Raw genomic sequence first — 25,940 nt, 5'->3', positions numbered from 1 at the left:
CCCGGCCCGGGGTGCGGGGGCAAGAGCAACGGTTCTTTCCGCCCCGGCGTTCTGCCGCCGAATGCCCAAGGAAACCGGAAATTCGGCGCTTGTCAAAACCGCCCTTTCGCGCGTTCAGCCGAAAGGGCGGAGTTGCTTACTGAAACTGCGCGACTGGCTCGTGGGCCGATTTGGCAGTTTCAAGTGCTTTGGCCAAGTCTAGTGTCTTGCGGAACAACGCGCGCCCGACAATCGCGCCCGAGATATTGGGGATGTATGCCAGCCGCGAGATATCGTCTGCCGTGCGCACGACACCGCTGGCAATCACCGGGGTACGCGAATGGTTTGCCAATCGCGAGATCAGACCCAGCTTTGCCTCGACATCTTCGATGTCGCTGTCGATATCCGTCACCACGATGGCGGCAAAAGGCGCATCGCCGAACGCGTCGATAAAGGCTTCGGGCGTGAACGCACTTTGGCTGCGCCAGCCGTCAGTCATAACAAGGCCTTGCCAGACATCAACCGACAGCACGATCTGATCCGGGTAAAGCTTGGCCAGTTCCTTGACCAGGTTCGGTTCGCGCGCGGCCAGCGTGCCAACCACAACGCGGCCCGCGCCCTTGTCGATCCAGCGCTCAATCTGTTCGCGCGTGCGCATGCCACCCGCCAGCTGCACCGGAATCTCGGCCTTGCGAATGATATCTCCGACCAGCTGCGCGTTGGTATCCTTGCCCTCGATCGCGTCGAAATCCGTCAGGTGCATCCATTCGGCACCCGCCTCTGCCCAGCTCCGTGCGGTTTCTACCGGATTCACGTGCCAGATCATCGCTTCTTCCAGACGACCCTTGTCCAGCGAGACACACCGGCCGTTCTGCAGTTCCATCGTGGGGTAAATCCTCATGAGCTTGGTCCTCCGCTCAATCGCTCTGAAAATCCCCGGCAGCATACATCCAGAAAGCCCGCCCGAAATCTCCGGGATCGGCACAGTTTGGCCATTTTGCGGCATACTGATTAAGTGGCGAATCTATGCGCGGGCTGGCGGTCCGTTGCGTCGTAACAAATGCACCGGGGTTTCATTATACACCCCTTCCCGCATCAGAACATAGCCAAGCTTCTTGGCGAGTTTCTGCGAAGACGTGTTGGACGCGTTTATCATCGCGACCAACGGTCCGGGAATCACCCGGTCAAACCAGTCATGCGCAGCCTTGGCGGCCTCGTATCCCAATCCCTGCCCCTGTGCTTCGGGGACCAGAACCCACCCTGCCTCGGGGAAGCCGTCGAAATCGTCGCCCATGCATCGGTTGCTATAGAAGAATCCGGCTTGCCCGATCAGCTTGCGATTCGATTGCTGCATTACGCCCCACTGACCAAAACCGGCCATCTGCCAATGCCCCGCATTACGCAGGAAAGAATCCCACGCTTCGCCACGCGATCGGGGAGAACCGCCGATATGCCGCACGACGCAAGGGTTACGCCAGATTTCTGCGAACCGGTCAAAGTCCTCTGGGCGCATAGCGCACAGCGTCAAACGCGCGGTATTTATCATCGGAGTGGATCTTATCATGCCCTGTCCACTTTGAGTTTTGCCTCAGTGGAAACAGTGCGCAGGCCACAATAGCCACGCAAGCCCGAAATTCGGGCAGGCATAAAAAAACGGCGCCCCCGTTGCCCGGAAGCGCCGATTTTAATCAGAAAGAAACGCTTAGGACGCTTCGCTGATGAACTTGACGGCGTCGCCAAAGGTCTGGATGGTCTCGGCTGCGTCATCGGGGATCTCGATGCCGAACTCTTCTTCGAAGGCCATGACCAGCTCAACAGTGTCCAGGCTGTCTGCGCCCAGATCGTCGATGAAGGACGCGTTTTCCACGACTTTATCTTCTTCAACACCCAGGTGCTCAACAACGATCTTCTTAACGCGATCTGCGACGTCGCTCATGTCTATTCCTCATTCCTTTACAGGGCGGTCCGCCCGATTCTGCCCTTGCCCGCACGGGTTGGCTTTGGTTTGCCCGTTTTGGGCGGTTTCGGTCCCGGCGAACCGGGAAATAGAAGGCCGACCTGAACGACCGGCCCCGCATAGATGCGCCGCCTATAGCATAGTCGACGCAAGAGGCAAACGCTTTCGCACTCGCCCCTGTCGCGCTCACAACATGGCCATACCGCCATTCACATGCAAGGTGCTTCCGGTAACATAGCCCGCTTCGGGGCTGGAAAGATACAGAACCGCAGCTGCAATTTCCTCCGGATCGCCCATGCGCCCGGCTGGAACCTTGAGCAACAGACCCTTTTTCTGTTCCTCGGTCAGTTTCTCTGTCATTGCCGTCGTGATAAATCCAGGTGCCACGGCATTCACAGTAATTCCGCGCGTCGCAACTTCGTGAGCCAAAGCTTTGGAAAACCCGATCATACCGGCCTTCGACGCGGCATAGTTCGCCTGCCCCGGATTACCGATTGCGGCCACCACGGACGAGACATTGACGATCCGGCCCCAGCGCGCCTTCATCATACCCCGGATCACCCCTTTGCACAGTTTCATGGTCGAGGTCATGTTCACATCAATGACGCTTTGCCATTCTTCATCAGACATGCGCATGAACAGATTGTCGCGCGTGATTCCGGCGTTGTTTACAAGAATGTCCACCGATCCCATCGCCTCGGCCGCTTGCTTTGGCAACGCTTCAACGGCTTCCGGATCACTTAAGTTGCAAGGCAGAACATGTGCGCGTTCGCCCAGTTCGTCGGCCAGAGCCTGAAGCGGTTCAACGCGTGTACCGGACAACCCAACCGTTGCACCTGCGCCATGCAACGCACGTGCGATGTGGCCTCCGATACCGCCCGAAGCACCGGTGATCAGCGCATTCTTACCTGTTAAATCAAACATTCGGTTTCCCTCTTGCTGCGTCGGTTACAACGCGAATTGAGCTTACGATTCGGCCTGAATGGCCTTCTGGACGTCTTCCGGTGTGCCCACAGCCTTACCCGCGATTTCGCGATCGATCTTGCGGATCATACCGGACAGCGCTTTGCCAGCGCCGATTTCCCATGTTTCGGTCACGCCTTGTGCCGCCATATATTGCACGCTTTCCCGCCAGCGAACCGAACCTGTCACCTGCTCGACCAGCAATTGACGGATCAGATCCGGATCGCTGACAGCCTCGGCGCGCACATTAGCCACCAAAGGTATGACAGGGGCCTTAATTTCGACGGCAGCAAGCGCTTCTGCCATTACATCTGCAGCAGGTTTCATCAGCGCGCAGTGAAATGGAGCACTTACAGGCAACATAACAGCACGTTTTGCGCCTTTTTCCTTGGCGATCTCGGCTGCGCGTTCGACAGCCGCTTTTGAACCCGACACGACGACCTGCGTAGGATCGTTGTCATTTGCGGCCTGACAGACCTCGCCCTGTGCGGCTTTTTCCGCCACAGCGCGCACGGCCTCCAGATCCAGCCCCAGAATGGCGGCCATGGCCCCCTCGCCCACGGGTACGGCGCTTTGCATGGCCTGACCACGGGTGCGCAACAGACGCGCTGTATCTGCAACAGACAAGGCACCCGCCGCGGCCAGGGCCGAGTATTCACCCAGTGAATGCCCCGCCACAAAAGCCGCCTTGCTGACAGATACGCCTTCGGCTTCCAAAGCGCGCATGGCTGCCATCGATGTTGCCATCAACGCGGGTTGGGCATTCTGGGTCAGTGTCAGGTCAGCAATATCGCCATCCCAGATCAGGCTGCTCAACTTCTCGCCCAACGCGTCGTCCACCTCATCGAAGATGGCCTGAGCCGCCGGGTAAGCCTCAGCCAGAGCTTTGCCCATACCTACGGTCTGGGCGCCTTGCCCCGGGAAAACGAACGCGAGTGTCATTGCAACCTCATGGATGGTGTCAGGTTGCGGCGGGGTGTAAACTGACTGACCGTCTGGCACAAGCATTGCCTGCTTTCTGCATTCTGGCACCTTTTGTGTGCACCCGCGCTCACTTGTGTCTGTTTCATCCGGCTTTACCTTGGGCACACCCAAGAATCCCGGAGCGCGCGACAAATGCAATCGACCAATTCCTTTTCAAGCTACGGCAGCATCGCAAAGACGTTTCATTGGCTGACCGCGTTGCTGATCTTCACGGCTTTGCCCCTCGGCTGGGTCGCAGATAATCTGGCGCATGCGGTACTGCACTCGGCAACGGCCCCTACCGAGTTGGAAATTGCCCGTGCGGCGCGCGTGTTCTCATTGCATAAAACCGTGGGGGTTACCGTGTTCTTCGTGGCATTGGCCCGCATTCTTTGGGCGTTCACGCAAACCAAGCCCGGCCTTCTGAATGCTGACAACAAGCCCGAAGCCTTTGCCGCTGAAACCGTCCACTGGCTGCTTTACGGTTCGCTGGTCCTTGTGCCGCTGACCGGCTGGATTCACCACGCCGCGACCGAAGGCTTTGCCCCAATCCTTTGGCCCTTCGGCCAAAATCTGCCTTTTGTACCGAAATCCACCGCCGTGGCCGAGGTTACAGGAGTTCTGCATTGGCTTTTCATGTGGGTTCTGGTTGTTTCCCTTGTCCTACACGTTGCAGGTGCGCTGAAACATCACGTCATCGACAAGGACGGCACATTGCGCCGGATGTTACCGGGCCTGTCTGATGTGCCGGAACCACCACATCAAACCCATTCACTGATTCCAGCCGTCGCCGCATTGGTGGTCTGGGGTGTCGTCGTCACCGGAGGCTGGGCAACGGGTAAGCTTACCCCTAACGTAGGTGAAGCACCGGATGTCCAACTGACCGAGGTTCAATCCGAATGGCAGGTTCAGAACGGCACGCTGTCGATTACGATTTCGCAACTGAATAGCCCCGTCACAGGTTCGTTTTCGGACTGGACGGCCGCAATTACTTTTGACGAACCCACAGAGCCGGGCCCGGCAGGGTCTGTCGATGTCACGATAGCCATCAGCTCGCTTAGTCTTGGAACCGTAACCGATCAGGCCATGGGACCGGATTTCTTCGACAACGCCCGGTTCCCGACTGCTCAGTTCAAAGCCGACCTTTATAAAACCGAAAATGGTTACGAGGCGCGCGGTCCGCTTACAATTCGCGACAAGTCGATCGATGTCGTTTTGCCCTTCTCGCTGGATCTTCAGGGCGACACAGCCACCATGGCGGGCACAATCGAGCTTAACCGGCTGGAGTTTGATGTAGGCACATCGCAGCCTACCGAAGACTCGCTGGGCTTTACCGTCGCAGTATCCGTAGAACTCACAGCGGCACGCGGTCAGTAAGGCAAAAAAAACGCCGGTGATTTGATCACCGGCGTTTTTCTGTTCGTGATTCTGTGATTACTCGGCTTTTTGTGCCTCGACCGAAATCTGGATCTGCACTTCGTCGCTGACAAATGGTGCAAACTGACCCAGGTCGAATTCGCTACGGACCAGCGTTGTTGTGGCATTGAAACCCGCCCAGGGCTGATTTGCCATCGGGTGAGTGTCAGCCTTGTTGAGCTTTGCGTCCAGAACAACCGATTTGGTCACACCGTTCATCGTCAGATCGCCGGTGATGTTCGCGGTGTTGTCACCGGTCACTTCGATTCCTGTCGATGTAAAGGTGATCAAATCTCCTTCGGCCGCGCCAAAGAAATCCTCGGTCATGAAGTGATCTTCACGGGGTTTCCAGCCGGTAAACATCTCCAAAACGGGCATCGACACACTCACGCTCGAAGCGGCGGGGTTTTCCTGGTCGAACATGATCTCGCCTTCAAAGCCGGAAAACATGCCAGTTGTGGTTGAAAACCCAAGGTGGTCATAGCTGAAAATGACTTGGCTGTGGCTGGGATCCAACACGTATTTCTCGGCGCTGGCGAATGCCGTTGTCGCTGATACGGCCAATGCAGCAGCAAGAAGGGTGGATTTCATATCAATCTCCGCGGTTTTGTGAATGCAGTCCGTCAGGACTGCTTGAATACAAAATGTGCCGCCCAAGGGCGGCACACAACCTTTTTTGATTCACAACTTCTGTTCTTTTTTGAACAGAATAAAAATCAACCGAAAATTGTTACGCTTTTGCTGAGCTGCCCTTTCAGCGCCCGGCTGACATCCGCCGATTCAAGTGGCAGCTTCATCAAAAGACTGCCGTCCACGTCAAACAGGTGAACTTCATTCTCTTCAAAACGCGCCCCACCCAGCGAGTCATAGCTGCGGCGCAGGACAGTCTGAGGGCGTCCGTCTTCGTTTCTCTGCAACACCCGGACTTCTCGGCGGATCGGGTCGAAATAGGCGTCAGGGCGCGGGTCAAGAACCTCGATCGTCAGCAAGGCGACGCCAACGACCAGAAACAGCATGGACGCCGCCATCTTGATCGGCCAAACATCTGCGCCGACCACCGATCCGGGCATCAACCACATTGAGAACGCAGAAACGATCAAAAACGCCCCGACCATCCGCGCCAGGATCAGGCGGGCCTTCCAGTTAGGTGCAAACGTGATCATTACCGGCACTGAATTCTCAAATCGCGAGCCGGCAACGTTTTCCTGATATGCGTTTGTGTTAGTAGCGGTCATAACACGTCACCCTTTTAAGGTTACTTTCGAAATTCTGTTGATCCGGTTGATGTCCGGTATGCAAAACAACTTTGAGCCGAAAAGCGTCAGCAATTGGGCGGCCTAAAGGAATTTGGGCGGCGTCTCAGAGGCATATGTGGCAGGGCTTGCCCTTGTGGCTCAGACGTGTATATGGGGCCATCCTTCGCAGTCGTATGAATCGCGCAGCCTCTCGTGGCAGGGTCGCGAAGGAACGTTTGGCCCCGCCTATGAAATGCGCCTTGATATAAACAGGAGTGCACATGCCACTGTATGAGCATGTAATGATCGCGCGTCAGGATCTGTCCAACGCGCAGGCGGAAAGCCTCGTCGAACATTTCGGCACCGTTCTGGCTGACAACGGCGGCAAGCTGGTTGATAGCGAGTACTGGGGCGTCAAGACGATGGCCTACAAGATCAACAAAAACCGCAAGGGCCATTATGCCTTTCTGAAAACCGATGCCCCCTCGGGCGCGGTGCAGGAAATGGAGCGCCTGATGCGCCTGCATGAAGACGTCATGCGCGTTCTGACCATCAAGGTCGACGGCCACGAAGATGGTCCGTCGGTTCAGATGCAGAAGCGTGACGAACGTGGCGAACGCCGCGAGCGCCGTTGATCAACGCCTGAGAAAAGGACACTAAACCATGGCCGCAAAACCATTTTTCCGCCGCCGCAAGGTCTGCCCGTTCTCGGGTGAGAATGCGCCGAAAATCGACTACAAAGACACCCGTCTGCTGCAGCGCTACATCTCTGAGCGTGGCAAGATCGTGCCTTCGCGCATCACCGCCGTTTCGGCGAAAAAGCAGCGTGAACTGGCCCGTGCTATCAAGCGCGCCCGCTTCCTCGCCCTGCTGCCCTACGCTGTGAAGTAAGGAGAGACTGACATGCAAGTTATCCTGCTGGAACGCGTTGCGAAACTGGGTCAAATGGGCGACGTCGTTGACGTCAAGCCCGGCTACGCCCGCAACTTCCTGCTGCCCCAAGGCAAAGCCCTGAGCGCGTCCGACGCCAACATCGCGTCGTTCGAAGCCCAGAAAGCGCAGCTTGAGGCCCGCAACCTGGAAACCAAGAAAGAAGCTGAAGCACTGGCTGAAAAGCTGGACGGTCAGCAGTTCATCGTGATTCGCTCGGCATCGGATGCCGGCGCTCTGTACGGTTCGGTCACCCCGCGTGACGCCGCTGACGCCGCAACCGAAGCAGGTTTCACCGTCGACAAGAAACAGATTGTCCTGATCGCCCCGATCAAAGAACTGGGTCTGCACACTGTCGCAGTGAAACTGCACCCCGAGGTTGAAGTCGAAATCAAAATGAACGTGGCCCGTTCGGCAGAAGAAGCCGAACTGCAGGCTTCGGGCAAATCGATTCAGGAACTGGCTGCTGAAGAAGAAGCCGCTGCTGAATTCGAAATCGCCGAACTGTTCGACGACATCGGCTCGGCCGCTTCGGATGATGATGACATGGTTGCCGACGCGGCACCGGTTGCGGAAGACGAAGCCAAAGCCTGATCCGGCTGCTTGTGAGCATCCTAAAGGCCGCGCCAAAGCGCGGCCTTTTCTTTTTTCCCTTTGTATTCACAAGTCGTACCGGCAAGTTTCAGCCCATTTTCCCGTGTACGCTTGAAGGCTCATTGTCGTTCCGTATCATTGCCGCCGAAATCCAGAGGACCGAAAAATGCTTGTTTATCTGCGCCAAAGTTTCCTGGCACTGTTTCTATTTGTGTCGTTGGTTGCCTGCGGGGCAGACCAGGTCTCCAAGGCGGGTACGCCACATTTTGACCCGCCGCTCCACCCGAATGAAACGCCCGAGCTGAGAGCTTCGATCAACAGATGGGCGGACCATTACGAGATTCCGCGGGAACTGGTTCACAAGCTGGCCATTCGCGAAAGCACACACCGACCATGGGCCGTCAACCGGCCCTATTACGGCCTTCTACAGATCCTGCCAGCCACGGCGCGCTCGATGGGATACACCGGCAAAGCCGAAGGGTTGCTGGATGCCGACACCAACCTTGAGTTTGCAGGAAAGTACCTGCGCGGGGCGTGGATGCTTTCAGATGGGGATCAACGCAGGGCTATTTACCTGTACGCCAAAGGTTACTATCCAGAGGCAAAAGCCAAGGGAATGCTGGTCGAAACCGGGTTGAGACCGGCGCCCTGACGTCCATTGGCGTCAGAAATTGGCCGGAGTTGGCACTTGAAACTGAATAGTGACAAAAATGTTCTATTGGTTGTCGCAATATGCGGTATTGCACAGACAATTTAGACCTCTCCTTGTCATGTTTAGAAAAGTATGATGTTCTGACTTGGTGAGGTAAACGGGTTCCACTCTGTGTAATACGCATGCTCGACGACACCATCGGGCAGCAAGATGGGCCACAGCTGGTAGGCGCCACATGGAAATTGTCGATCTGAGCACCCTGCCGGATTCAGAAGTTCGATATACCGAATTTCTAAGGCAAATCTGTGAGAAGCATGACATGGATCATGCTGCCTATGCTGGTATGAATCCGGCGGCAGGAACTGTGGCTGGCTTTGTCACCTATGACGACGCCTGGACTGAGCACTACCAGAAACAGGGTCTGATCATGATTGATCCGACCATCCACATGGCTCGCCGCAGTATTGCGCCGGTGGACTGGAGCCGTCTGGAAAGAAGTCCGGACTTTCAACGCGTGTTCCGGGATGCTCATGATTTTGGCTTGCCTAGTCAGGGTGTTACGATCCCGGTACGCGGCCCTTACGGTGATATTGGCCTGCTGAGCGCTACCCGAAATTGCAGCAAGGAAGAGTGGCGTAAGCTTTACACGAACTTTATCGGCGATTTGCAGGCCATGGCCGTGCACATCCACGACAACGTCGTGTCCTCGGATCAGCTGACCGGCGCACTATATCATCCGACATTGTCCTCTCGCGAAGCGGAAATCCTGCAATGGGTCGCTGCAGGTAAGTCGCAGCAGGATATCGGCGATATTTTGTCGATTTCGCACCGAACCGTAGAAGTACACTTGCGTTCGAGCCGGGAAAAGCTTAGTGCGCTGACCACCCCGCAGGCCGTAGGGCGGGCGATAGCGATCGGGCTTATTACCCCGGGATAAACAAAAAAATCCCCAAATTCCGCCAAAATACGGGAATCCCCCAATAGAAAAATCTTTCGAGAGCGGTAACGTCAGTATTACCGAACAACCACTCGAAGGGGGAAGAAATGATCATCGTGGTAGATGGCCTGAACAGACACATGTTCAGCGAAGTTCTTGACGAAATGTTCGAGTTGAGAGCACGTGTTTTTGGCGGACGTCTTGGATGGGACGTAAAGATCGAAGACGGCAAGGAAATTGATGAATTCGATCATCTGGACCCGGCATACGTAATCGGACTCGACGACGGGGGGAATGTCGTCGCAGCCGTGCGTGCCCTTCAGACCACAGGACCTCATATGTTGTCGGATGTGTTTTCGGCCATCCTCTGCGGGGAAGCACCACTGCGCAGCGCAACAATGTGGGAATCGACACGCTTCTGCGTGGACACGCAACGCCTTACACGCGGCAAGGAAAAGAACTCAGTCTCTTATGCCACCTGCGAGCTTATGATCGGCTCTCTGGAATATGCCAAGAACGCAGGTATTCAGGATATCATCACCGTAATCGATCCGGTCATGGACCGGGTTCTGAAACGGTCGAACTGCGCGCCATACGACTATGTCGGTGAAACGGTTCCCATGGGGAAAGTCTCGGCACTGGCCGCCCTGTTGGATTGCACCGATGAACGCATCTCGGGCCTGCGTGAGTTTGCAGGCATCCATGAGAACGTCTTTATGGATGACGAAGAGGCACTGGCACTGTTTGCAGCCAAGAAGGCAGCAACCCAGAGCCCGGCCAATCAGGATCACAAGCCACTGACCGAACTTGAGAAGTATTTTGTGGAACAGATGAGCGCCGCAAGAAACGAAGCTGAACGTCAGGACGTTTTGAAGCTGATCGAAGCGCTCTCGGATACGTTCACACCAGAGCAGAAGATCGCTCTGCTAGATACCCCCCGTGCTTTTGCTCATGAGGCCTGACCCCCTCACCTCATAGATACAAAAGCCACCCATGCGGAGCCGTCTGTTTACAGGCGGCTCCGTTTTTTTTACCCCTCTCTGAACAAAGAGGGAAGGAAGAGGATTATTCCTCTTCCAATGCCTCAATGGCTTTTTGCAGGTCGTCCTTGCTGACTTCCTTGTCGCTGACCTGCGCCAGCTCGAACACATAGTCGACAACCTTGTCTTCGAAGATCGGCGCGCGCAGTTGCTGCTGCATCTGAGCGTTCTGCTGCACGAACTCGAAGAACTGGCGTTCCTGACCCGGGTACTGACGCGCCTGGTTCATGATCGCCTGGGTCATCTCGGCGTCGGTGACTTCCACCTCTGCCTTCTGGCCCAGCTCGGCCAGCAGCAGACCCAGACGCACGCGGCGTTCGGCCAGCTTGTTGTGCTCATCGGTGGGTTCGATCTCACCGTGGTCATGACCGGTTACTTCAGGGTTTTCCTCGTGCCACAGCTGATGTGCAATCTGCTTGGCTTCGGCTTCAACCAGCGACGGTGGCAGGTCGAACGACACTTTTTCGTCCAGCACGTCCAGCAGGGCCCGCTTCATGACCGCGCGCGACGCGCCCGCATATTCTGCTTCGAGACGTTCCGAAATCTGAGTTTTCAGAGCGGCCAGATCCTCGGCGCCGAACTTCATCGCCAGCTCATCGTTGATCTCGGCTGCAACCGGCTCTTTCACTTCCTTGATCGTGCAGGTGAAGACCGCGTCTTTTCCGGCCAGGTGTTCGGCACCATATTCTTCCGGGAATGTCACGTTGACGTCTTTTTCTTCCTCGGCCTTCACACCGACCAGTTGCTCTTCAAAACCGGGGATGAAGCTGTTTGACCCCAGAACCAACGGGTAATCTTCGGCCGATCCACCTTCGAATTCTTCGCCATCAACCTTGCCGACAAAATCGAACACGATCTGGTCGCCATCCTTGGCTTTCGAACCCTTGCGGCGGGCTTTGAAGTCCTGAGCGGTTTCAGCCAGGTTATTCAGCGCTTCCTCGACGGCGGCGTCATCCGCCTTGACGATCAGCTTGTCCAGCGCGACCGATTTCAGATCAACCTCAGGGATCGCGGGCAGCGCTTCGTAGGACATCGCGACCTCGATATCGTCGCCTTCTTTCCAGTCCTCGTTGGTCATCTTGACTTCGGGCTGCAGCGCGGGGCGGTCGCCGCTGTCTTCAAAATGCTTGTTCATCGCACCGTCGATGGATTCCTGCATCGCCTCACCCAGCAGGCGCTGGCCAAACTGCTTTTTCAGCAGCGCCATCGGCACCTTGCCTTTGCGGAAGCCTTTCATTTCGATTTCCGGCTGTGCTTCGGTCAGCTTTTCATTGACCTTGTCGTCCAGTTCGGCTGCGGTCACAACGATGTTGTAGCCGCGTTTCAGACCTTCGTTCAGCGTCTCGGTAACCTGCATTTTGGTAGTCCCCATAGGATTCGGGGCGCGCAAAACGGGCGCGCCGGGCAAATTTGACGCCTTCTATTTGCCCTGCCGCCAACGTGCAAGGGGCAAAGGCTGAATCAACCTAGTTTTGGCAAAAAAGAACGCCCCGAAAACCGGGGCGTTCGTGTTGGCTCGCTGGAAGGCAATTAAAACTTCCAGCGCGCGCCCAGTACCCAGGCTTCGTTGTTTTCGAACGACGTTCCGTCATCGAAATCGTGGTTGCGATACTTCAGATAAACATCGGTATTGATCGCTTCGACCTTCTGCACGACAGCGATACCCCATGCCTTGGTGTCGGACCCGTTGGTCTCGAAATCCGCGCCGTCATAATAGTCGATGCCGACACCTGTCTTACCCCAGGATACCCAGTTCCCCTCGTACGAGACCTTGCCGTACCAGTAATTCGGGTCCGTCTGGCCAGCTCGGTCATCGTCACGCGTGCCGCCGGCAATCGTGAACCCCAGACCGCTGGGCAACAGCACCGAGGCCGAACCGAGTGTATCCTTGCGATCCCCTGAATTGTCATCCCGCTCCCGCACAGAATACGCGACAGCTGCCGCAAACTCTACACCGCCTGCAAAGGTGTTTTCATAGAACACGCCGACATCGTAGTAGTCATCATCGTCACTGCTGGACAGAATGTTCTGACCATATGCAAAAGCGGCCGAGAATCCGTTAACCGTTGGAGTGTCATACCGGACGCGCCCACGACGTGAGCCATCAAAGTTGCTGGAACTGTCACCAACCGTAATACCACTCAGCACACCGTTTGTGCCGCGATAGAAAAAGCCAGAGTTCTCATCGTTTGTGAACGAATACAGCGCGGTGCCGACATAGGACAGGTCCACTTCTGCAGCACCATCTGCCGCCATGCTGCCCTGACCTGCCGAGAACTTGCCGTAGCTGCCCTTCAAGGCAAAATCCACAAACCGGATATCGTCGCGGGTCCAGCCGCTAAAGTTTGTACCGTTCTGGTTCCATTCAGTCGAGTTCGGCAATCCCAACGCCGATTCCAAGCGGAAGGTAAACTCGTTCTGGCCAAATGGCTGCATCAGACGCAGGCCAACCCGGCTGTTCGACAGATCGTTGTCGAGGACCCGGGTCTCGGTATCTTGGCCGTCATCAACCGAAATCAAGGCCGGGTTTAACTGCCCGTAAAGCAGCACATAGCCGCCGCTGTTATTTTCGTATTTCAGCTCTGCGGCTGCCGGAACAGCGACCGTGGCAGTCAGAAAGGCGGCAACCGATATCTTTTTGATATTTGGGGTCATTTCACTCACCATAGTTGGTTCAGGGTTCAGATACTGCCCATTTGTTTACTGAATCCGAGCGTTCCAGTGATCTGCGCCTTGTCTTACGCAAGAATTGTATTTTAGCAACAGAACATACTAATAATTTGGACATTTTACATTATTTTTCATTAACTTACAAGATACAGCTCCATCTCGTACTGGCAGCTTGCAAACAATTAGTGATGCCTGCCTATGCACCTGGCAAATATGCGGTATGCATCTGCGCACATCTTGACAGCGAAAACATGCCATTCTGACAGAGCCTGAGCTGCTTTCTGCCCAAAACAACTAGATATTCAGCTGTTTGAAAACATCGGGCAACTGCTCAGGCAGATCCTCGGCGATCAATCCCGGCCCGAAACGACGCGCGCATTCCACGTGCAGCCACGCTGCTGTCTCAGCCGCCGCCATCGCATCGAATCCCCGCGCCAATAGCCCGGCGATGTAACCGGCCAACACATCGCCTGACCCGGCGGTTGCAAGCCAAGGGGCTGCGCGACCATAGCATGCGGCATTGATCGAACATCGCCCGTCCGGGGCAGCAATGACTGTATCCGGCCCTTTGAACAACACGACACATCCCGCGCGTGCCGATGCCTCTCGCGTTGCGTCCACCTTGGAATAGGCGGGGCCTCTGACCGGCGTTTCGCTCAGCTTTTCAGCCAGATCGGGGAACAGCCGCGCAAACTCACCGCCATGCGGGGTCAGAACGCAGTGGTCATGCAACATTTCAAACAAGTTTCCGGGATCGCCCGCAAATGCCGTCAGCGCATCCGCATCCAGAACCGTCGCACGTTTCGCAATCAGGGCGACTGGCACCAGGTCCCGGGCTCGCTCCAACCCCAGACCAGGGCCAAGACAAAGGGCGTTCATCCGCACGTCCTGCAGTACGTCTGACAGCATTTGAGACCCATCAACGCACTGTAGCATGAGGGCGGTGATCCGGCTCGCAACCTCTGCTAAAGCCAAGGATGGCACCCCCAGCGTCACCAACCCTGCCCCAATCCGCAACGCCCCCCGCGCGGCCAGTCGCGCCGCACCTGTCTTGCCGGGCCCACCCGAAAGGATCAGGGCATGCCCATGGGTGTATTTGTGCTCATTCATACTCTTACCAAGGCAAACCCCAGGCAGATTATCCACAGCCTTCGAAATCTCGTCGCCCCCCGCATCCTGCCTCAACCCGATATCTTTCGTGACAACATGTCCGCAAAAATATGGTCCCTCACTCAGCACGTGGCCAAGCTTTCTCGAATGAAACGAAACCGTAAGTGCTGATCGTGCACAGCGACGTCCATGCTGAGGGAAAAGTTCTCCCACGACTTTACCTGAGTCTGCGCAAAGACCTGAAGGAACGTCTATCGCGACCGTGCGTGGAGGAACGATGTGCGTACCTCCATCCTGACGCCGCAACTCCCATGCCGTCTCTGCGTCATCATATGCCCAAAGAACTTCCCATAGCCTCACATCTTCAATCGATCTTGTTAGACCGGTCCCAAACAATGCGTCGATGAGAATATCCGGATAAAAGATTCTGCCCCGTGCGATCTCAGATACATCCTTTGCCGAACCACCCCATCGCTCATAATTCACCCGGGCATCCGGCGGCAACTTTTCGGGATCGCCATACAGGAATACCTCAACCTTCCAGCCCAGTTCCCGCAAAAGCCGCGCCACGACAAACCCGTCACCGCCGTTGTTTCCGGGCCCGCACAATACGACTGCACGCAGCGGATCCTCTTCATCTTTTTCCAAATACTCCGGGGAGCGCGAGGGGCTGGCCCCTCGCCTGTCCAGATCCGGCCATTCCTCGAAGATCGCCTCGACAACACATTGCCCTGCCCGCTCCATCAGTTCCAAACCCGTAACCTCACCGGACCTGATGGCCGCGTGCTCGATGGCTTTCATCTGCGCTGCTGTCAGCAATTCCGTCATATCACACCTTCGCACGATTCAATTTCGATTATTTTTTGTGCAAACCGCCTAAAATTTAGCACAGAGCCTGATTTCAACGGATACCGACCCAACCGATACCGCAATCACGTTGCCGCCCGATCTTAGACGTGATCACTGCGCCTGAGACAACCATTCAAGGTGAGCCGGAATGAAAAAGATCGAAGCGATCATCAAGCCGTTCAAACTGGACGAAGTGAAAGAGGCGTTGCAGGACGTAGGTGTTCAGGGTCTCAGCGTCGTCGAAGTCAAAGGTTTCGGCCGTCAGAAAGGCCATACCGAGCTGTATCGTGGAGCGGAATATGTTGTCGACTTTTTGCCCAAGGTGAAGGTCGAGGTCGTATTGGACGATGACCAGGTGGATGCCGCCATCGAAGCCATCGTGTCGGCTGCCAAAACCGACAAGATCGGCGACGGAAAGATCTTTGTCTCTCCGGTTGAACAAGCCATTCGCATCCGTACCGGCGAGACCGGCTCGGACGCGCTCTAACATACCAATCTTCAAGTCAGAGGAATCAAGAGAATGAGCAAGGACGCAGTTCTTCAGCTGATCAAGGAAGAGGGCGCCGAATATGTCGACGTCCGTTTCACCGACCCCCGCGGCAAGCTGCAGCACGTGACCCTGATGGCCGATCAGGTCGACGAAGACTTCCTGGACGAAGGCTTCATGTTTGATGGTTCGTCCATCGCAGGATGGAAGTCGATCGAAGCTTCGGACATGAAGCTGATGATCGATACCGATAGTGCATATGTTGATCCGTTCTACGCAGAGAAAACCATTTGCGTGCACTGCTCGGTTGTCGAACCCGATACAGGCGAAGCCTATGAGCGTGATCCGCGCGGCACAGCGCAGAAAGCCGAAGCATACCTGAAGGCATCAGGAATCGGTGACGTCGCATATATGGGTCCCGAAGCCGAGTTTTTCCTGTTTGACGATGTCCGTTATTCGAACACAATCAACAAGGTATCCTACGAAGTTGATGCAACTGACGCATCATGGAACACCGACACCGAATACGAAATGGGCAATACGGGCCACCGTCCGGGCGTCAAGGGTGGCTACTTCCCGGTGAACCCGATCGACGAAGCGCAGGACCTGCGGTCGGAAATGCTGTCGACCATGAAGCGTCTGGGCATGAAGGTCGACAAGCACCACCACGAAGTTGCGTCTTGCCAGCACGAGCTGGGCCTGATCTTCGACAGCCTGACCAAGCAGGCGGATGAGCTGCAAAAGTACAAATATGTCATCCACAACGTGGCTCATGCGTACGGCAAATCGGCAACCTTCATGCCGAAGCCTATCGCAGGTGACAACGGCACCGGCATGCACGTGAACATGTCAATCTGGAAAGACGGCAAGCCACTGTTCGCGGGCGACAAATACGCTGATCTTTCGGACGAAGCGCTGTACTTCATCGGCGGTATCCTGAAGCACGCCAAGACCCTGAACGCCTTCACCAATCCGGCTACCAACAGCTACAAGCGTTTGATCCCCGGTTTCGAAGCCCCCGTTCTGCGCGCCTACTCGGCCCGTAACCGTTCGGGTTGTGTCCGTATTCCATGGACCGAAAGCCCTAAAGCAAAACGTGTCGAGGCTCGTTTCCCCGATCCGGCTGCAAACCCCTACCTGGCGTTTGCCGCTCTGTTGATGGCCGGCCTTGACGGCATCAAAAACAAGATCGATCCGGGCGAAGCCATGGACAAGAACCTGTACGATCTGCCTGCCGAGGAACTGGCCGGTATCCCGACTGTCTGCGGCAGCTTGCGTGAAGCTCTGGAAGCGCTGGCATCGGATCACGACTTCCTGCTGCAAGGTGACGTGTTCACCAAGGACCAGATCGACGGCTACATCGCCCTGAAGATGGAAGAGGTCGAAACCTACGAGCACACACCACACCCGGTTGAATACGGCATGTATTACAGCTGCTAAGCAACCACGGCATGGATTTGCAGGGGCGCTCAAACGGGCGCCCCTGTTTCATTTGCGCCGGTCTGTCGCTGTTCAGCCTCATCGGGCGCCATAGCGCAGAATACACACTTTTTACCTTCGCCCTTGCTATGCGCCCGATGCTGAGGATCTGAAATCCTTCAAAGGCACTCCGCAGATCAATCAACAGGCATTTGCAGGAACGGTTGGAGACACTCCAACGAACCGCTTTGCCCAATTCAAAGCTCAAGGTAGGCTGGCCACAGATTTCAACACCATCGGATTATCCTCATGTTTCGTCTTTACGTATTAATCGCCCTGCTTGTGTCTTCGCCCCTTCTGGCCGCGCCTTGTGGGAATACCAGCGCGGGGTTCGAGGCCTGGAAGGCCGATTTCGCCCAGCAGGCCCGCAAGGCTGGTGTGAAAAAGATGGGCCTTCAGGCGCTTGCTCAGGCGCAATACGCCACGGGCACAATTGCGGCGGATCGCAATCAGAAAAGCTTCAAATACACGCTGGACAAATTCATGCGTGTCAGAGGCGCTGATGCAATCGTCGCGCAGGGGCGCAAACGCAAGGCGGCAAATCCCGATTTCTATGCTGCTCTTGAACGGCAATACGGTGTTCCGGCGGGCGTTCTGATCGCCATTCACGGCATGGAAACCGGCTTTGGCAATTTTATGGGAGACAGTCAGGTTGTTTCCGCAATCACGACACTGGCCTATGATTGTCGCCGGTCCGAGTTCTTTGTTCCGCACGCAATCGGGGCACTGAAACTGGTCGATGCAGGAAGCATTACCGTGGCGACAAAAGGGGCAAAACATGGCGAGTTGGGTCACACTCAGTTTCTGCCGGGCAACGCCCTGACCTATGGCGTCGATGCCACCGGCGACCGTCGGGTGGACTTCTATGACATGACCGACGCGCTTGCCTCGACCGCCAATTTTCTTCGCAAGAAAGGGTGGAAGCCGGGGCGTGGCTATCAGCCAGGGGAGCGGAATTTTCAAGTGCTGCAACAGTGGAACGCGGCCTCTGTTTATCAGCAATCCATAGCAATCATGGCCGCCCGAATCGACCAATAGCCCGGTCGCACCAAAAACACACTCCGCACCCGCTTTCGCCACATTTCCGCCACAGTGACAAACAAAAGCCTTTAGTTTCTTGGTTTCCAATGCGTAACCAATGCCGGGGTAATATTACCTTTTTTGCATTTTCCGCCAAATTCTCCTCACGAATGGTTGTTACAGTGTTTGCTGAACAGTACGCAAAAAAGGACAGTGCAGTGGCTCGGAAGCACAGCTACCATGGCGGCCTGCAATTCAATGGCGACGCAAATGGCGCGATCGAGCGTTTTGGCACAATCGTTGCCACGACGCTGGAAGATTACGGCCATCTGGTCGAACGCAAGGCGTTGCTGAGCAATTCCGAAGCAAGCATTGTTTCAAGTCAGTACCTTGTGCGACTGACCTTGGATACAGGCACCCCCGAGCAGGAAGACCGGTACGAGCGTATGGATCGCGCCGCGGGGCTAAAAACGATAACAAAACCCCGCGCCGCAAATCCGCAAAACAGGTTGGTTCTTTCGATCACGCCGGTTTCCCCCCTGCTGGATGACTCCGAGATTTCGGAACTGATGATGGTCGTCATTCTGTATCGCATGGTCGATATCTGTTCGACCCGGCGCGTTGAATGGCTGTCGCCACACACGGTTCTGACGGTCGAGCAGTTCATGAGCGCCTTTGACACTCTGACCCCCAGCCGAACACGCGACAGAAAACAAATTTTTCAGTCGCTGACCGGGCAGTTTTCGGCAATGAATTTGCCCGAGAACGATGACACCATAAGTGTTCTTCATGCTTCGACGTCCCGCCCGATCCAGCTGACAGATGAACAATTGCTCAGCATCGCGTTTCGCAGTGAAGATACAAACAGGCCAGGTCAGGAAACGTTCGATGACGAAGATGGTGTCGTAAAGCCAAGTGACGTTTTGCGTCTCAGCAGTTGGTGCATGACGGGTGTACTGGCTGGCGTTTCGACCCCGATTGCCCTGTCAATGGCTGCTGTCAATCTGATCCGGGGTGAAGATTTTCGCCTCAACACACAGGTGCTTGTCTTTACCTTCGCGATAGTTGCCCTGAACGCAACGAACGCGTTTGCCGATGTTGCGGCCGCCTTGGGCCAATAAGAGAATTACAGAAGACCCTCCTTGGATGCCCCGCCTTTAGGCGGGGTTTTCCATTTTGGGAACCGCGTTCGCGGCCAGAATATAAGTGTGGATTGAAAAGACGACCGCATCCGTTTTCGGCAAGCGCAGCAGGGTTTGCCGCTCACTTCGCAAGTAGGACGTTTTACGTCGATCTGTGTCGCCCCGCCTGTCACTGGAGCTTCGGGGCTGAAACAGTTCGGGGTCTTCATACCAAAGCGCGTTAAAGCGCCAGAGTGGACGACCGGGCTGTATCCCGTCGAACAGGCGCTGCACCCGCTTGGCTATATTTTCGTCGTAACTTGCGACAGGCACATGGATGTCGATCAGTGGTCGCATGAATTTTTCCGACAAAAGCCAGCTGGCCGGGAAACACAGGATTGCGCCGGTCAATACATGTACAGTTCCGCGCTTTTGCAGGATGCAAAAATCCTCCTGAACCAGCCTGCACAATGTATCAAGCGGCTGCGCCCGGTCGACTGCGACACTTACTCCGTCGGGTCTCACGACTTCTTCATCCGCATTGGGATAGACCTGCGACAGCACAAGGTCGAGCAGTTCCCGAGCGGCCGGTTCAGCCTGCGGATCAAGCGCCAGAACGTCTTCGCGGCGTTCCGTCAGCAGCTTCTGCCGGCGTTGCATCTGACCGACAAAAGCCTCGTCCCGATGCAACCAGTTTTCCATCGTTGCAGGCTGGATACCCGGTAAAGCACGTAGGTCGCCGACATCATACGGTATATTATCTTGCAGAATTTTATTCATACCAGTGGCTTAGCATGGGTCGAAATATTTGTCGGTCGAAAACGACAGGATCGCCGTCGCATTTTTCCAAGACGATCGATATGGGCACCTTAGGTTTGACTGAACAAGCAACGAGGTCCGTCATGAACAAGCATTACCGAGACACGCGCAAGATTGACCCCAGCCGAGGCGCTACGCTGGGTGATGGCACGCCAAACGAAAATGACCGGATCGAGATCGGACCGACACAGCTGGCTTTTGACGAATGGGCTGCTGCGGGGCTGGAACTGCCCAATCTTGCCCGGATGCGGGAACACCGCTGGAAACGACTGACGCAGGCCATCGTTGATCGCGGATATGGTGGCTTGCTGGTTTTTGACCCGCTGAACATCCGCTACGCAACCGACAGCACGAACATGCAGTTGTGGAATACGCATAACCCGTTTCGCGCGGTGCTGTTATGTGCCAATGGCTATATGGTGATCTGGGACTACAAGAACTCACCTTTCCTCAGCACGTTCAATCCGCTGGTGCGCGAGCAGCGGTCAGGCGCGGACCTGTTTTACTTCGACCGTGGCGACAAGGTGGATATTGCGGCAGATGTTTTCTCGAACGAGGTGCGCGTACTGATCGATGCGCATGGCGGCGGCAACAAACGTTTGGCTGTCGACAAGATCATGCTGCATGGTCTGCGCGCGCTTGAGGCGCAGGGCTTTGAGGTCATGGAAGGTGAAGAGCTGACCGAAAAGACCCGTGCCGTGAAGGGACCGGATGAGATTCTGGCCATGCGCTGTGCCAATCACGCCTGCGAAACCGCTGTGGCGGAGATGGAGCGCTTTGCACGCGCGAATGTCGGCAATGGAAAGACAACCGAGGATGATATTTGGGCTGTTCTGCACGCGGAAAACATCCGGCGCGGTGGCGAATGGATTGAAACCCGCCTGCTGGCATCAGGCCAACGCACGAATCCCTGGTTCCAGGAATGCGGGCCCCGCATCACGCAGCAAAACGAAATCATCGCCTTCGACACCGACCTGATCGGGTCATACGGGATATGCATCGATATCTCGCGCACTTGGTGGATTGGCGACCAAAAACCCCGCCCTGACATGATCTATGCCATGCAGCACGCGCATGAACATATCATGACCAACATGCAGATGCTGAAGCCCGGCGTAATGATCCCGGAACTTACCGCCATGTCGCACAGGCTTGATGACAAGTTTCAGGCGCAGAAATACGGCTGCCTGATGCACGGAGTGGGATTGTGTGATGAATGGCCGCTGGTTGCGTATCCGGACAAAGCCGTCGAAGGCGCATATGACTATCCGCTGGAGCCCGGCATGGTGCTGTGCGTCGAAGCCTGCGTTGGCGAAGTCGGTGGCGATTTCAGCATCAAGCTTGAGGATCAGGTTCTCATTACCGAAACCGGGTATGAGAACCTGTCCAGATATCCCTTTGACCCCCAATTGATGGGAATCGAATAAGGCCGGGCCCTCAATTCGACCAATGGGACCGGCGGACATTTCCATGCCAATCTTCCGTGGCAAGGCTGACCTGAACCTGTGAACCACCTTGGGGCGCGGGCCAGGATTGGCCAATCGCGAACCCGGCAACGCCGGCCAAAACTATAGCCAGGATCATACGTGAACGCAGGTCGGGTATCCGGGGTGCAATATCTGCATGTGACATCTGTGTCTCCTGTTTCAGCTTTCAGGAACCACAAATGGGATGTGGAGAGACATAAGTGAAACGAATGTTTGTTTGAACCATCATCAAATTTTTTGATATTAAAAGAAGGTAAGAGCTCTGCCGCCATGCGGCCCGAAGGCGGCAGGGATCTTGCGCAGTCTGTGAAACACCCATTCGTTCTCACCTTCCCGTTACGCGTGTGACTTAAGGGTTGTGACCCAAGGGGCAAATACACAGTATTGGGCGTGTTCCCCCGTACCATTCAAGGAGCCGACATGCCCACGGAACGCATCACTTTTGCCGGACATGACGGCAGCCAATTGGCGGCGCGACTGGATTTGCCGGACGGACCGGTGCTGGCTACGGCCCTGTTCGCCCACTGCTTTACCTGCTCCAAGGATATCCCGGCCGCCCGGCGCATTTCTGCCCGACTGGCTGCCATGGGCATTGCGGTGCTGCGGTTCGATTTCACCGGACTGGGCCATTCCGAAGGCGAGTTTGCCAATACGACCTTCACTTCGAATGTCGAGGATCTGATTTCAGCCGCGCAATATCTGGCTGGTCGAAAAATGGCACCTGCCCTGCTGATCGGCCACTCGCTTGGGGGCGCGGCGGTGTTGCGGGCGCGGGCTGGTATTCCGACTGTAAAAGCCGTCGTGACATTGGGTGCACCGGCTGACCCCGCCCATGTGTCGCATCACTTTGAGGCGGCGCTGCCTCAGATCGAAGAGGATGGCAGTGCCGAGGTCTCTCTGGGTGGTCGCCCCTTCCGCATAGGTAAAGCTTTTGTGGACGACATTGCCAAATCGGCCCTGTCATCTGCAATCGCCGACCTCAAAGCCGCCCTGTTGATCCTTCATGCCCCACGCGACGAAACGGTCAGCATCGACAATGCGAGCGCGATCTTTCTGGCCGCGAAACACCCCAAAAGCTTTGTAACTCTCGACGACGCCGATCATCTGATCACGCGCGCCTCTGACGCCGAATATGCAGCGGATGTTATTGCCGCTTGGGTTTCACGCTATGTGAAACTGTGCCCACCCGCTCCGCCACCGGGAGCGCCAGAGGGCGTTGTGCGCATAACCGAAGCAGATCCGGGCGGGTTCATGCAGGATATTCAGGCGGGTCCAAACCACCATCTGGTCGCGGATGAGCCCGCATCTTACGGCGGTACGGACAAGGGCATGTCGCCTTATGGCTTTGTCTCGGCCGGTTTGGGGGCCTGCACATCGATGACAATACGCATGTACGCCCGGCGCAAAGGCTGGCCCCTGACAAATGTCAGCGTCGATGTGTGTCATGACAAGGTTCACGCACAGGATGCCGGATTGGTGAATGATGGCAAGGTGGACCAGTTTCGCCGGAAAATCCGCCTGAGCGGCCCGCTGGATCAGGAGCAAAGGCAACGTTTGCTTGAGATTGCGGACAAGTGCCCGGTTCACCGGACGCTCGAAGGCTCGGCCCACATAACGACCGAGCTTCTTTCATAAGAAAGGCCGCCTGACAGGCGGCCTTTTGTTCCTTAGCGCCGCGGGCCCGGTCGATGAATGGGCGGGCGGGCAACTGGCGGACGCGCCACAGGTGGGCGCGGGCGCGCGGGAGGTTTGGCCACAGGCGGTTTCGGACGCTCGGGGCGCACTGGTCGATCAGGTCGGTTGGGACGATCAACGTCAATATCCACATTAACGTCATGGTAGTAGTCGTTCCACAGCATCGAGTCGTAAAACGGGTCATACCCGTACCCGACCCCAACCGTCACACCGTCGCAGGCCGATAGCGTCAAAGTCGCGATCCCCAACCCCAGCGTAAGGGACATCCGTTTGATCAGTCTAATGCTCATCGCCCCCTCCCTCACTGAAGTGCCCGGAACGACGCGAAAACGGCGTTCAGATCATCTGCATAACTCGGGTCTGCCCCGTCCCGCAGAATAGCAACTGCGATGGCAACCCGGCCTTGCGGAAGGTCAATGACGGTGGCGGTAAAGCTTACTCCCTTGCCGTCCCGGTGTCCGGTGCCCCGAAACACGCGGGCTGGCATTCCGCCGATACGGGTATCGCTGGTGCTGGTCGTCGTAGGGTCTTTGACCAGAAACTTGTCGATATCCTGCAAGTACCGGACGCCGCCCTGAATTGTTCCAACCCCCGCAGGTGATACGAAACCCATCCACACCGCGTCGTCTGTCACTGGCCGGAACCCCATGACCCGCGCGACCGCACGGGCGTCGCCCAGTTCGGTATCCTCAATCTCGCGCGGGCCGCCGGTACGAAGGACCCAGAAGTCTGGTACATCAAACCGAAAGAGCGCTTGGCCTTCATCGGTGTATGTCACGGGTGTGTCAGCCAGTGCTGGTGCAGCTGCGCCGACCCAAAACGCACCACAGAGGGCAAGTATAGAACATGATAAAAATCGCATATCTCAATAACCTGGTTTTTTCCTTCCGATCAGATTGAACTGTCAAAGCGCTGTTTGTCCAGCATCGCTTGGCAGCAAGGGCAAGGCGGGCATCCACCCCAACTGGCGGCATGATCCGGTGAGACCTAGTTGCAGGCCCAAAACCTGCCTTGTTGCGGAGCCCTGCCCGTCAATGCCTTGCTATATCCTTTGCAGGACAGTTTTCCGAACCCGTCTGCTGCTGAAAAGCCCGAACAAACGGCAAGAATCAGGGCAAACCGTCTCATATACGCTCTCGCATCTTGTTCCCTACCCCGCACGCGGCTAAACCCCGCGCCAACGCCTCATCCAATCTGCAAAAAAGGTGCCGTCGCCTATGATTCCCCGTTATTCCCGCCCCGAAATGGTTGCCATCTGGTCGCCCGAGACCAAGTTCCGCATCTGGTACGAGATCGAGGCGCACGCGTGCGACGCCATGGCGAATCTGGGCGTGATCCCGCGTGAAAATGCCGAAGCCGTCTGGAAAGCCAAGGATGTGGAATTCGATGTCGCCCGCATCGACGAGATCGAGGCCGTCACCAAGCATGACGTTATCGCCTTCCTGACCCATCTTGCAGAGCATGTCGGCAGTGAAGAGGCGCGTTTTGTGCATCAGGGCATGACCAGCTCGGACGTGCTGGACACCTGTTTCAACGTACAGCTGACCCGCGCCGCCGACATCCTGATTGCCGATTTAGAAGGGCTTCTGGCCGCGCTCAAGCGCCGCGCGTTGGAACATAAGGACACGGTTCGTATCGGACGCAGCCACGGCATCCACGCCGAACCGACAACCATGGGTCTGACCTTTGCCCGCTTCTACGCCGAGATGGACCGCAACCTGTCCCGGATGCGCGATGCACGTGCGGAAATCGCCACCGGAGCGATCAGCGGCGCGGTTGGTACCTTTGCCAATATCGACCCGCAAGTCGAGGAACATGTCTGTGACAAGCTGGGTCTGGTGCCTGAGCCGATCAGCACGCAGGTCATTCCGCGCGACCGCCACGCGGCCTTTTTTGCAACGCTGGGCGTCATCGCCAGCAGCATCGAGAACATCGCCATCGAAATCCGCCACATGCAGCGGACCGAGGTACTGGAGGGGGCTGAGTTCTTCTCGATGGGCCAGAAAGGCTCCTCGGCGATGCCGCACAAGAAAAACCCGGTGCTGACTGAGAACCTGACCGGTCTGGCGCGCATGGTCCGCGCGGCCGTAATACCGGCGATGGAGAATGTTGCGCTCTGGCACGAACGCGATATCTCGCACTCATCGGTCGAGCGCATGATCGGGCCGGACGCCACAATCACGCTGGATTTTGCCTTGGCCCGCCTGACAGGCGTGATCGACAAGATGCTGATCTTCCCTGAGAACATGATCGAGAACATGAACAAGTTCCCAGGCCTTGTGATGAGCCAGCGCGTTTTGTTGGCCCTGACCCAGGCAGGTGTCAGCCGTGAGGACGCCTATGCCATGGTACAGCGCAACGCGTTGAAGGTTTGGGAACACCGCACCGACTTCAAGGAGGAACTGTTGGCGGATGCTGATGTAACTGCCGCACTCAGCCCTGCGGAGATTGAAGAGAAATTCGACCTCGGGTATCACACCAAGCATGTCGATACGATCTTTGCGCGCGTGTTTGGCGAATAACGATTATCTTTTCAG

At 56.3% G+C, this 25,940-nt stretch carries 28 protein-coding genes; 14 read left to right on the top strand and 14 right to left on the bottom strand.

The annotated features are described in order from the left end of the window. Positions 1–136: 136 nt before the first annotated feature. The 5 genes from ACR0EK_RS00625 to fabD form a co-directional block, all read right to left on the bottom strand. Positions 137–880, bottom strand: a complete 744-nt coding sequence (locus ACR0EK_RS00625) for a 1-(5-phosphoribosyl)-5-[(5-phosphoribosylamino)methylideneamino]imidazole-4-carboxamide isomerase (protein ID WP_480564242.1) — start codon at positions 878–880, stop codon at positions 137–139. Positions 881–1,003: 123 nt separating this feature from the next. Further along, positions 1,004–1,543, bottom strand: coding sequence for a GNAT family N-acetyltransferase (locus ACR0EK_RS00620; RefSeq protein ID WP_267364575.1), 540 nt, complete (start codon positions 1,541–1,543; stop codon positions 1,004–1,006). A 138-nt stretch (positions 1,544–1,681) separates the two neighbouring features. Continuing rightward, positions 1,682–1,915 (bottom strand): acyl carrier protein, encoded by a 234-nt coding sequence (locus tag ACR0EK_RS00615; protein ID WP_050602116.1) that lies wholly within the window; start codon positions 1,913–1,915, stop codon positions 1,682–1,684. A gap of 207 nt (positions 1,916–2,122) precedes the next feature. Then, positions 2,123–2,860: a 3-oxoacyl-[acyl-carrier-protein] reductase gene (gene fabG / locus ACR0EK_RS00610; protein ID WP_209596801.1), complete on the bottom strand. Its 738-nt coding sequence runs from the start codon at positions 2,858–2,860 to the stop codon at positions 2,123–2,125. A gap of 42 nt (positions 2,861–2,902) precedes the next feature. Beyond that, positions 2,903–3,841, bottom strand: coding sequence for an ACP S-malonyltransferase (gene fabD, locus ACR0EK_RS00605; RefSeq protein ID WP_480480389.1), 939 nt, complete (start codon positions 3,839–3,841; stop codon positions 2,903–2,905). Positions 3,842–4,015: 174 nt separating this feature from the next. Here fabD and ACR0EK_RS00600 point away from each other — a divergent pair, with 174 nt between their 5' ends. Further along, positions 4,016–5,239, top strand: coding sequence for a cytochrome b/b6 domain-containing protein (locus ACR0EK_RS00600; protein ID WP_480545403.1), 1,224 nt, complete (start codon positions 4,016–4,018; stop codon positions 5,237–5,239). A 57-nt stretch (positions 5,240–5,296) separates the two neighbouring features. Here the strand turns inward: ACR0EK_RS00600 and ACR0EK_RS00595 are convergent, their stop codons facing one another. Both ACR0EK_RS00595 and ACR0EK_RS00590 read right to left on the bottom strand, forming a co-directional pair. Next, the gene (locus ACR0EK_RS00595; protein ID WP_480564239.1) at positions 5,297–5,869 is read right to left on the bottom strand and encodes a YceI family protein; all 573 of its coding nucleotides are present in this window, start codon (positions 5,867–5,869) and stop codon (positions 5,297–5,299) included. 125 nt (positions 5,870–5,994) lie between these two features. Beyond that, positions 5,995–6,513 (bottom strand): hypothetical protein, encoded by a 519-nt coding sequence (locus ACR0EK_RS00590; RefSeq protein ID WP_480504717.1) that lies wholly within the window; start codon positions 6,511–6,513, stop codon positions 5,995–5,997. Between the two features lie 281 nt (positions 6,514–6,794). Here ACR0EK_RS00590 and rpsF point away from each other — a divergent pair, with 281 nt between their 5' ends. The 6 genes from rpsF to ACR0EK_RS00560 all read left to right on the top strand — a co-directional run bounded on the left by rpsF (position 6,795) and on the right by ACR0EK_RS00560 (position 10,588). Beyond that, a complete protein-coding gene (rpsF, locus tag ACR0EK_RS00585) occupies positions 6,795–7,148 on the top strand; it encodes a 30S ribosomal protein S6 (protein ID WP_209503558.1) in 354 nt (117 codons plus the stop codon). 28 nt (positions 7,149–7,176) lie between these two features. Further along, the gene (gene rpsR, locus ACR0EK_RS00580; protein ID WP_005608650.1) at positions 7,177–7,404 is read left to right on the top strand and encodes a 30S ribosomal protein S18; all 228 of its coding nucleotides are present in this window, start codon (positions 7,177–7,179) and stop codon (positions 7,402–7,404) included. Between the two features lie 12 nt (positions 7,405–7,416). Beyond that, on the top strand, positions 7,417–8,037 hold the full coding sequence (rplI, locus tag ACR0EK_RS00575) for a 50S ribosomal protein L9 (protein WP_267364588.1): 621 nt from the start codon (positions 7,417–7,419) through the stop codon (positions 8,035–8,037). Between the two features lie 166 nt (positions 8,038–8,203). Beyond that, positions 8,204–8,689, top strand: a complete 486-nt coding sequence (locus ACR0EK_RS00570; protein ID WP_480564236.1) for a transglycosylase SLT domain-containing protein — start codon at positions 8,204–8,206, stop codon at positions 8,687–8,689. A gap of 235 nt (positions 8,690–8,924) precedes the next feature. After that, positions 8,925–9,626, top strand: a complete 702-nt coding sequence (locus ACR0EK_RS00565) for a LuxR family transcriptional regulator (RefSeq protein ID WP_267364591.1) — start codon at positions 8,925–8,927, stop codon at positions 9,624–9,626. Between the two features lie 107 nt (positions 9,627–9,733). Then, a complete protein-coding gene (locus tag ACR0EK_RS00560) occupies positions 9,734–10,588 on the top strand; it encodes an acyl-homoserine-lactone synthase (RefSeq protein ID WP_209503550.1) in 855 nt (284 codons plus the stop codon). Between the two features lie 103 nt (positions 10,589–10,691). Here ACR0EK_RS00560 and tig read toward each other — a convergent pair whose 3' ends face one another. From tig to ACR0EK_RS00545, 3 genes are all read right to left on the bottom strand, one after another. Continuing rightward, a complete protein-coding gene (gene tig, locus ACR0EK_RS00555; RefSeq protein WP_480504714.1) occupies positions 10,692–12,023 on the bottom strand; it encodes a trigger factor in 1,332 nt (443 codons plus the stop codon). Between the two features lie 173 nt (positions 12,024–12,196). Continuing rightward, positions 12,197–13,321, bottom strand: coding sequence for a porin (locus ACR0EK_RS00550; protein ID WP_480504712.1), 1,125 nt, complete (start codon positions 13,319–13,321; stop codon positions 12,197–12,199). Positions 13,322–13,630: 309 nt separating this feature from the next. Further along, positions 13,631–15,274: an NAD(P)H-hydrate dehydratase gene (locus ACR0EK_RS00545; protein ID WP_480564233.1), complete on the bottom strand. Its 1,644-nt coding sequence runs from the start codon at positions 15,272–15,274 to the stop codon at positions 13,631–13,633. A 169-nt stretch (positions 15,275–15,443) separates the two neighbouring features. Between ACR0EK_RS00545 and ACR0EK_RS00540 the strand changes: the two genes are divergently transcribed. From ACR0EK_RS00540 to ACR0EK_RS00525, 4 genes are all read left to right on the top strand, one after another. Further along, positions 15,444–15,782: a P-II family nitrogen regulator gene (locus tag ACR0EK_RS00540; RefSeq protein ID WP_209503542.1), complete on the top strand. Its 339-nt coding sequence runs from the start codon at positions 15,444–15,446 to the stop codon at positions 15,780–15,782. Between the two features lie 33 nt (positions 15,783–15,815). Continuing rightward, positions 15,816–17,222, top strand: a complete 1,407-nt coding sequence (gene glnA, locus ACR0EK_RS00535; protein ID WP_480538134.1) for a type I glutamate--ammonia ligase — start codon at positions 15,816–15,818, stop codon at positions 17,220–17,222. Positions 17,223–17,510: 288 nt separating this feature from the next. Continuing rightward, the gene (locus ACR0EK_RS00530) at positions 17,511–18,299 is read left to right on the top strand and encodes a lytic murein transglycosylase (protein WP_480564229.1); all 789 of its coding nucleotides are present in this window, start codon (positions 17,511–17,513) and stop codon (positions 18,297–18,299) included. A 200-nt stretch (positions 18,300–18,499) separates the two neighbouring features. Beyond that, positions 18,500–19,402: a hypothetical protein gene (locus ACR0EK_RS00525; protein ID WP_480545397.1), complete on the top strand. Its 903-nt coding sequence runs from the start codon at positions 18,500–18,502 to the stop codon at positions 19,400–19,402. 36 nt (positions 19,403–19,438) lie between these two features. Here the strand turns inward: ACR0EK_RS00525 and ACR0EK_RS00520 are convergent, their stop codons facing one another. Continuing rightward, positions 19,439–20,182 (bottom strand): heme-dependent oxidative N-demethylase family protein, encoded by a 744-nt coding sequence (locus ACR0EK_RS00520; protein ID WP_480564226.1) that lies wholly within the window; start codon positions 20,180–20,182, stop codon positions 19,439–19,441. Positions 20,183–20,304: 122 nt separating this feature from the next. On the opposite strand from ACR0EK_RS00520, the gene dddP reads away from it, so the two are divergent. Continuing rightward, positions 20,305–21,648, top strand: a complete 1,344-nt coding sequence (dddP, locus tag ACR0EK_RS00515) for a dimethylsulfonioproprionate lyase DddP (RefSeq protein ID WP_480485264.1) — start codon at positions 20,305–20,307, stop codon at positions 21,646–21,648. 10 nt (positions 21,649–21,658) lie between these two features. Here the strand turns inward: dddP and ACR0EK_RS00510 are convergent, their stop codons facing one another. Beyond that, the gene (locus tag ACR0EK_RS00510; RefSeq protein WP_480485263.1) at positions 21,659–21,853 is read right to left on the bottom strand and encodes a hypothetical protein; all 195 of its coding nucleotides are present in this window, start codon (positions 21,851–21,853) and stop codon (positions 21,659–21,661) included. A 275-nt stretch (positions 21,854–22,128) separates the two neighbouring features. On the opposite strand from ACR0EK_RS00510, the gene ACR0EK_RS00505 reads away from it, so the two are divergent. Beyond that, complete coding sequence (locus ACR0EK_RS00505; protein WP_480485262.1) at positions 22,129–23,343, top strand: bifunctional alpha/beta hydrolase/OsmC family protein; 1,215 nt, start codon at positions 22,129–22,131, stop codon at positions 23,341–23,343. 32 nt (positions 23,344–23,375) lie between these two features. Here the strand turns inward: ACR0EK_RS00505 and ACR0EK_RS00500 are convergent, their stop codons facing one another. Further along, entirely contained in the window at positions 23,376–23,693 is a 318-nt protein-coding gene (locus tag ACR0EK_RS00500) for a hypothetical protein (RefSeq protein ID WP_480564222.1), read from the bottom strand. Positions 23,694–23,704: 11 nt separating this feature from the next. Continuing rightward, on the bottom strand, positions 23,705–24,181 hold the full coding sequence (locus ACR0EK_RS00495) for a hypothetical protein (protein WP_480564219.1): 477 nt from the start codon (positions 24,179–24,181) through the stop codon (positions 23,705–23,707). Between the two features lie 439 nt (positions 24,182–24,620). Between ACR0EK_RS00495 and purB the strand changes: the two genes are divergently transcribed. Continuing rightward, positions 24,621–25,925, top strand: a complete 1,305-nt coding sequence (gene purB / locus ACR0EK_RS00490) for an adenylosuccinate lyase (protein ID WP_480564215.1) — start codon at positions 24,621–24,623, stop codon at positions 25,923–25,925. Positions 25,926–25,940 lie beyond the last annotated feature (15 nt).

It is taken from the genome of Ruegeria sp. AE4 (genome assembly GCF_056542185.1).
This window is presented reverse-complemented; position numbering and strand designations above follow the sequence as displayed.

What these genes read in the sequence shown, in the direction of transcription:
- ACR0EK_RS00520 (WP_480564226.1), bottom strand. Translation starts at nt 20,182, where the DNA reads ATGAATAAAATTCTGCAAGATAATATACCGTATGATGTCGGCGACCTA.
- ACR0EK_RS00560 (WP_209503550.1), top strand. Translation starts at nt 9,734, where the DNA reads ATGATCATCGTGGTAGATGGCCTGAACAGACACATGTTCAGCGAAGTT.
- fabD (WP_480480389.1), bottom strand. Translation starts at nt 3,841, where the DNA reads ATGACACTCGCGTTCGTTTTCCCGGGGCAAGGCGCCCAGACCGTAGGT.
- ACR0EK_RS00530 (WP_480564229.1), top strand. Translation starts at nt 17,511, where the DNA reads ATGTTTCGTCTTTACGTATTAATCGCCCTGCTTGTGTCTTCGCCCCTT.
- ACR0EK_RS00540 (WP_209503542.1), top strand. Translation starts at nt 15,444, where the DNA reads ATGAAAAAGATCGAAGCGATCATCAAGCCGTTCAAACTGGACGAAGTG.
- ACR0EK_RS00625 (WP_480564242.1), bottom strand. Translation starts at nt 880, where the DNA reads ATGAGGATTTACCCCACGATGGAACTGCAGAACGGCCGGTGTGTCTCG.
- rplI (WP_267364588.1), top strand. Translation starts at nt 7,417, where the DNA reads ATGCAAGTTATCCTGCTGGAACGCGTTGCGAAACTGGGTCAAATGGGC.
- ACR0EK_RS00510 (WP_480485263.1), bottom strand. Translation starts at nt 21,853, where the DNA reads ATGTCACATGCAGATATTGCACCCCGGATACCCGACCTGCGTTCACGT.
- ACR0EK_RS00595 (WP_480564239.1), bottom strand. Translation starts at nt 5,869, where the DNA reads ATGAAATCCACCCTTCTTGCTGCTGCATTGGCCGTATCAGCGACAACG.
- ACR0EK_RS00545 (WP_480564233.1), bottom strand. Translation starts at nt 15,274, where the DNA reads ATGACGGAATTGCTGACAGCAGCGCAGATGAAAGCCATCGAGCACGCG.
- ACR0EK_RS00590 (WP_480504717.1), bottom strand. Translation starts at nt 6,513, where the DNA reads ATGACCGCTACTAACACAAACGCATATCAGGAAAACGTTGCCGGCTCG.
- ACR0EK_RS00500 (WP_480564222.1), bottom strand. Translation starts at nt 23,693, where the DNA reads ATGAGCATTAGACTGATCAAACGGATGTCCCTTACGCTGGGGTTGGGG.
- rpsF (WP_209503558.1), top strand. Translation starts at nt 6,795, where the DNA reads ATGCCACTGTATGAGCATGTAATGATCGCGCGTCAGGATCTGTCCAAC.
- glnA (WP_480538134.1), top strand. Translation starts at nt 15,816, where the DNA reads ATGAGCAAGGACGCAGTTCTTCAGCTGATCAAGGAAGAGGGCGCCGAA.
- ACR0EK_RS00570 (WP_480564236.1), top strand. Translation starts at nt 8,204, where the DNA reads ATGCTTGTTTATCTGCGCCAAAGTTTCCTGGCACTGTTTCTATTTGTG.
- rpsR (WP_005608650.1), top strand. Translation starts at nt 7,177, where the DNA reads ATGGCCGCAAAACCATTTTTCCGCCGCCGCAAGGTCTGCCCGTTCTCG.
- ACR0EK_RS00565 (WP_267364591.1), top strand. Translation starts at nt 8,925, where the DNA reads ATGGAAATTGTCGATCTGAGCACCCTGCCGGATTCAGAAGTTCGATAT.
- dddP (WP_480485264.1), top strand. Translation starts at nt 20,305, where the DNA reads ATGAACAAGCATTACCGAGACACGCGCAAGATTGACCCCAGCCGAGGC.
- tig (WP_480504714.1), bottom strand. Translation starts at nt 12,023, where the DNA reads ATGCAGGTTACCGAGACGCTGAACGAAGGTCTGAAACGCGGCTACAAC.
- ACR0EK_RS00600 (WP_480545403.1), top strand. Translation starts at nt 4,016, where the DNA reads ATGCAATCGACCAATTCCTTTTCAAGCTACGGCAGCATCGCAAAGACG.
- ACR0EK_RS00550 (WP_480504712.1), bottom strand. Translation starts at nt 13,321, where the DNA reads ATGACCCCAAATATCAAAAAGATATCGGTTGCCGCCTTTCTGACTGCC.
- ACR0EK_RS00505 (WP_480485262.1), top strand. Translation starts at nt 22,129, where the DNA reads ATGCCCACGGAACGCATCACTTTTGCCGGACATGACGGCAGCCAATTG.
- ACR0EK_RS00615 (WP_050602116.1), bottom strand. Translation starts at nt 1,915, where the DNA reads ATGAGCGACGTCGCAGATCGCGTTAAGAAGATCGTTGTTGAGCACCTG.
- purB (WP_480564215.1), top strand. Translation starts at nt 24,621, where the DNA reads ATGATTCCCCGTTATTCCCGCCCCGAAATGGTTGCCATCTGGTCGCCC.
- fabG (WP_209596801.1), bottom strand. Translation starts at nt 2,860, where the DNA reads ATGTTTGATTTAACAGGTAAGAATGCGCTGATCACCGGTGCTTCGGGC.
- ACR0EK_RS00620 (WP_267364575.1), bottom strand. Translation starts at nt 1,543, where the DNA reads ATGATAAGATCCACTCCGATGATAAATACCGCGCGTTTGACGCTGTGC.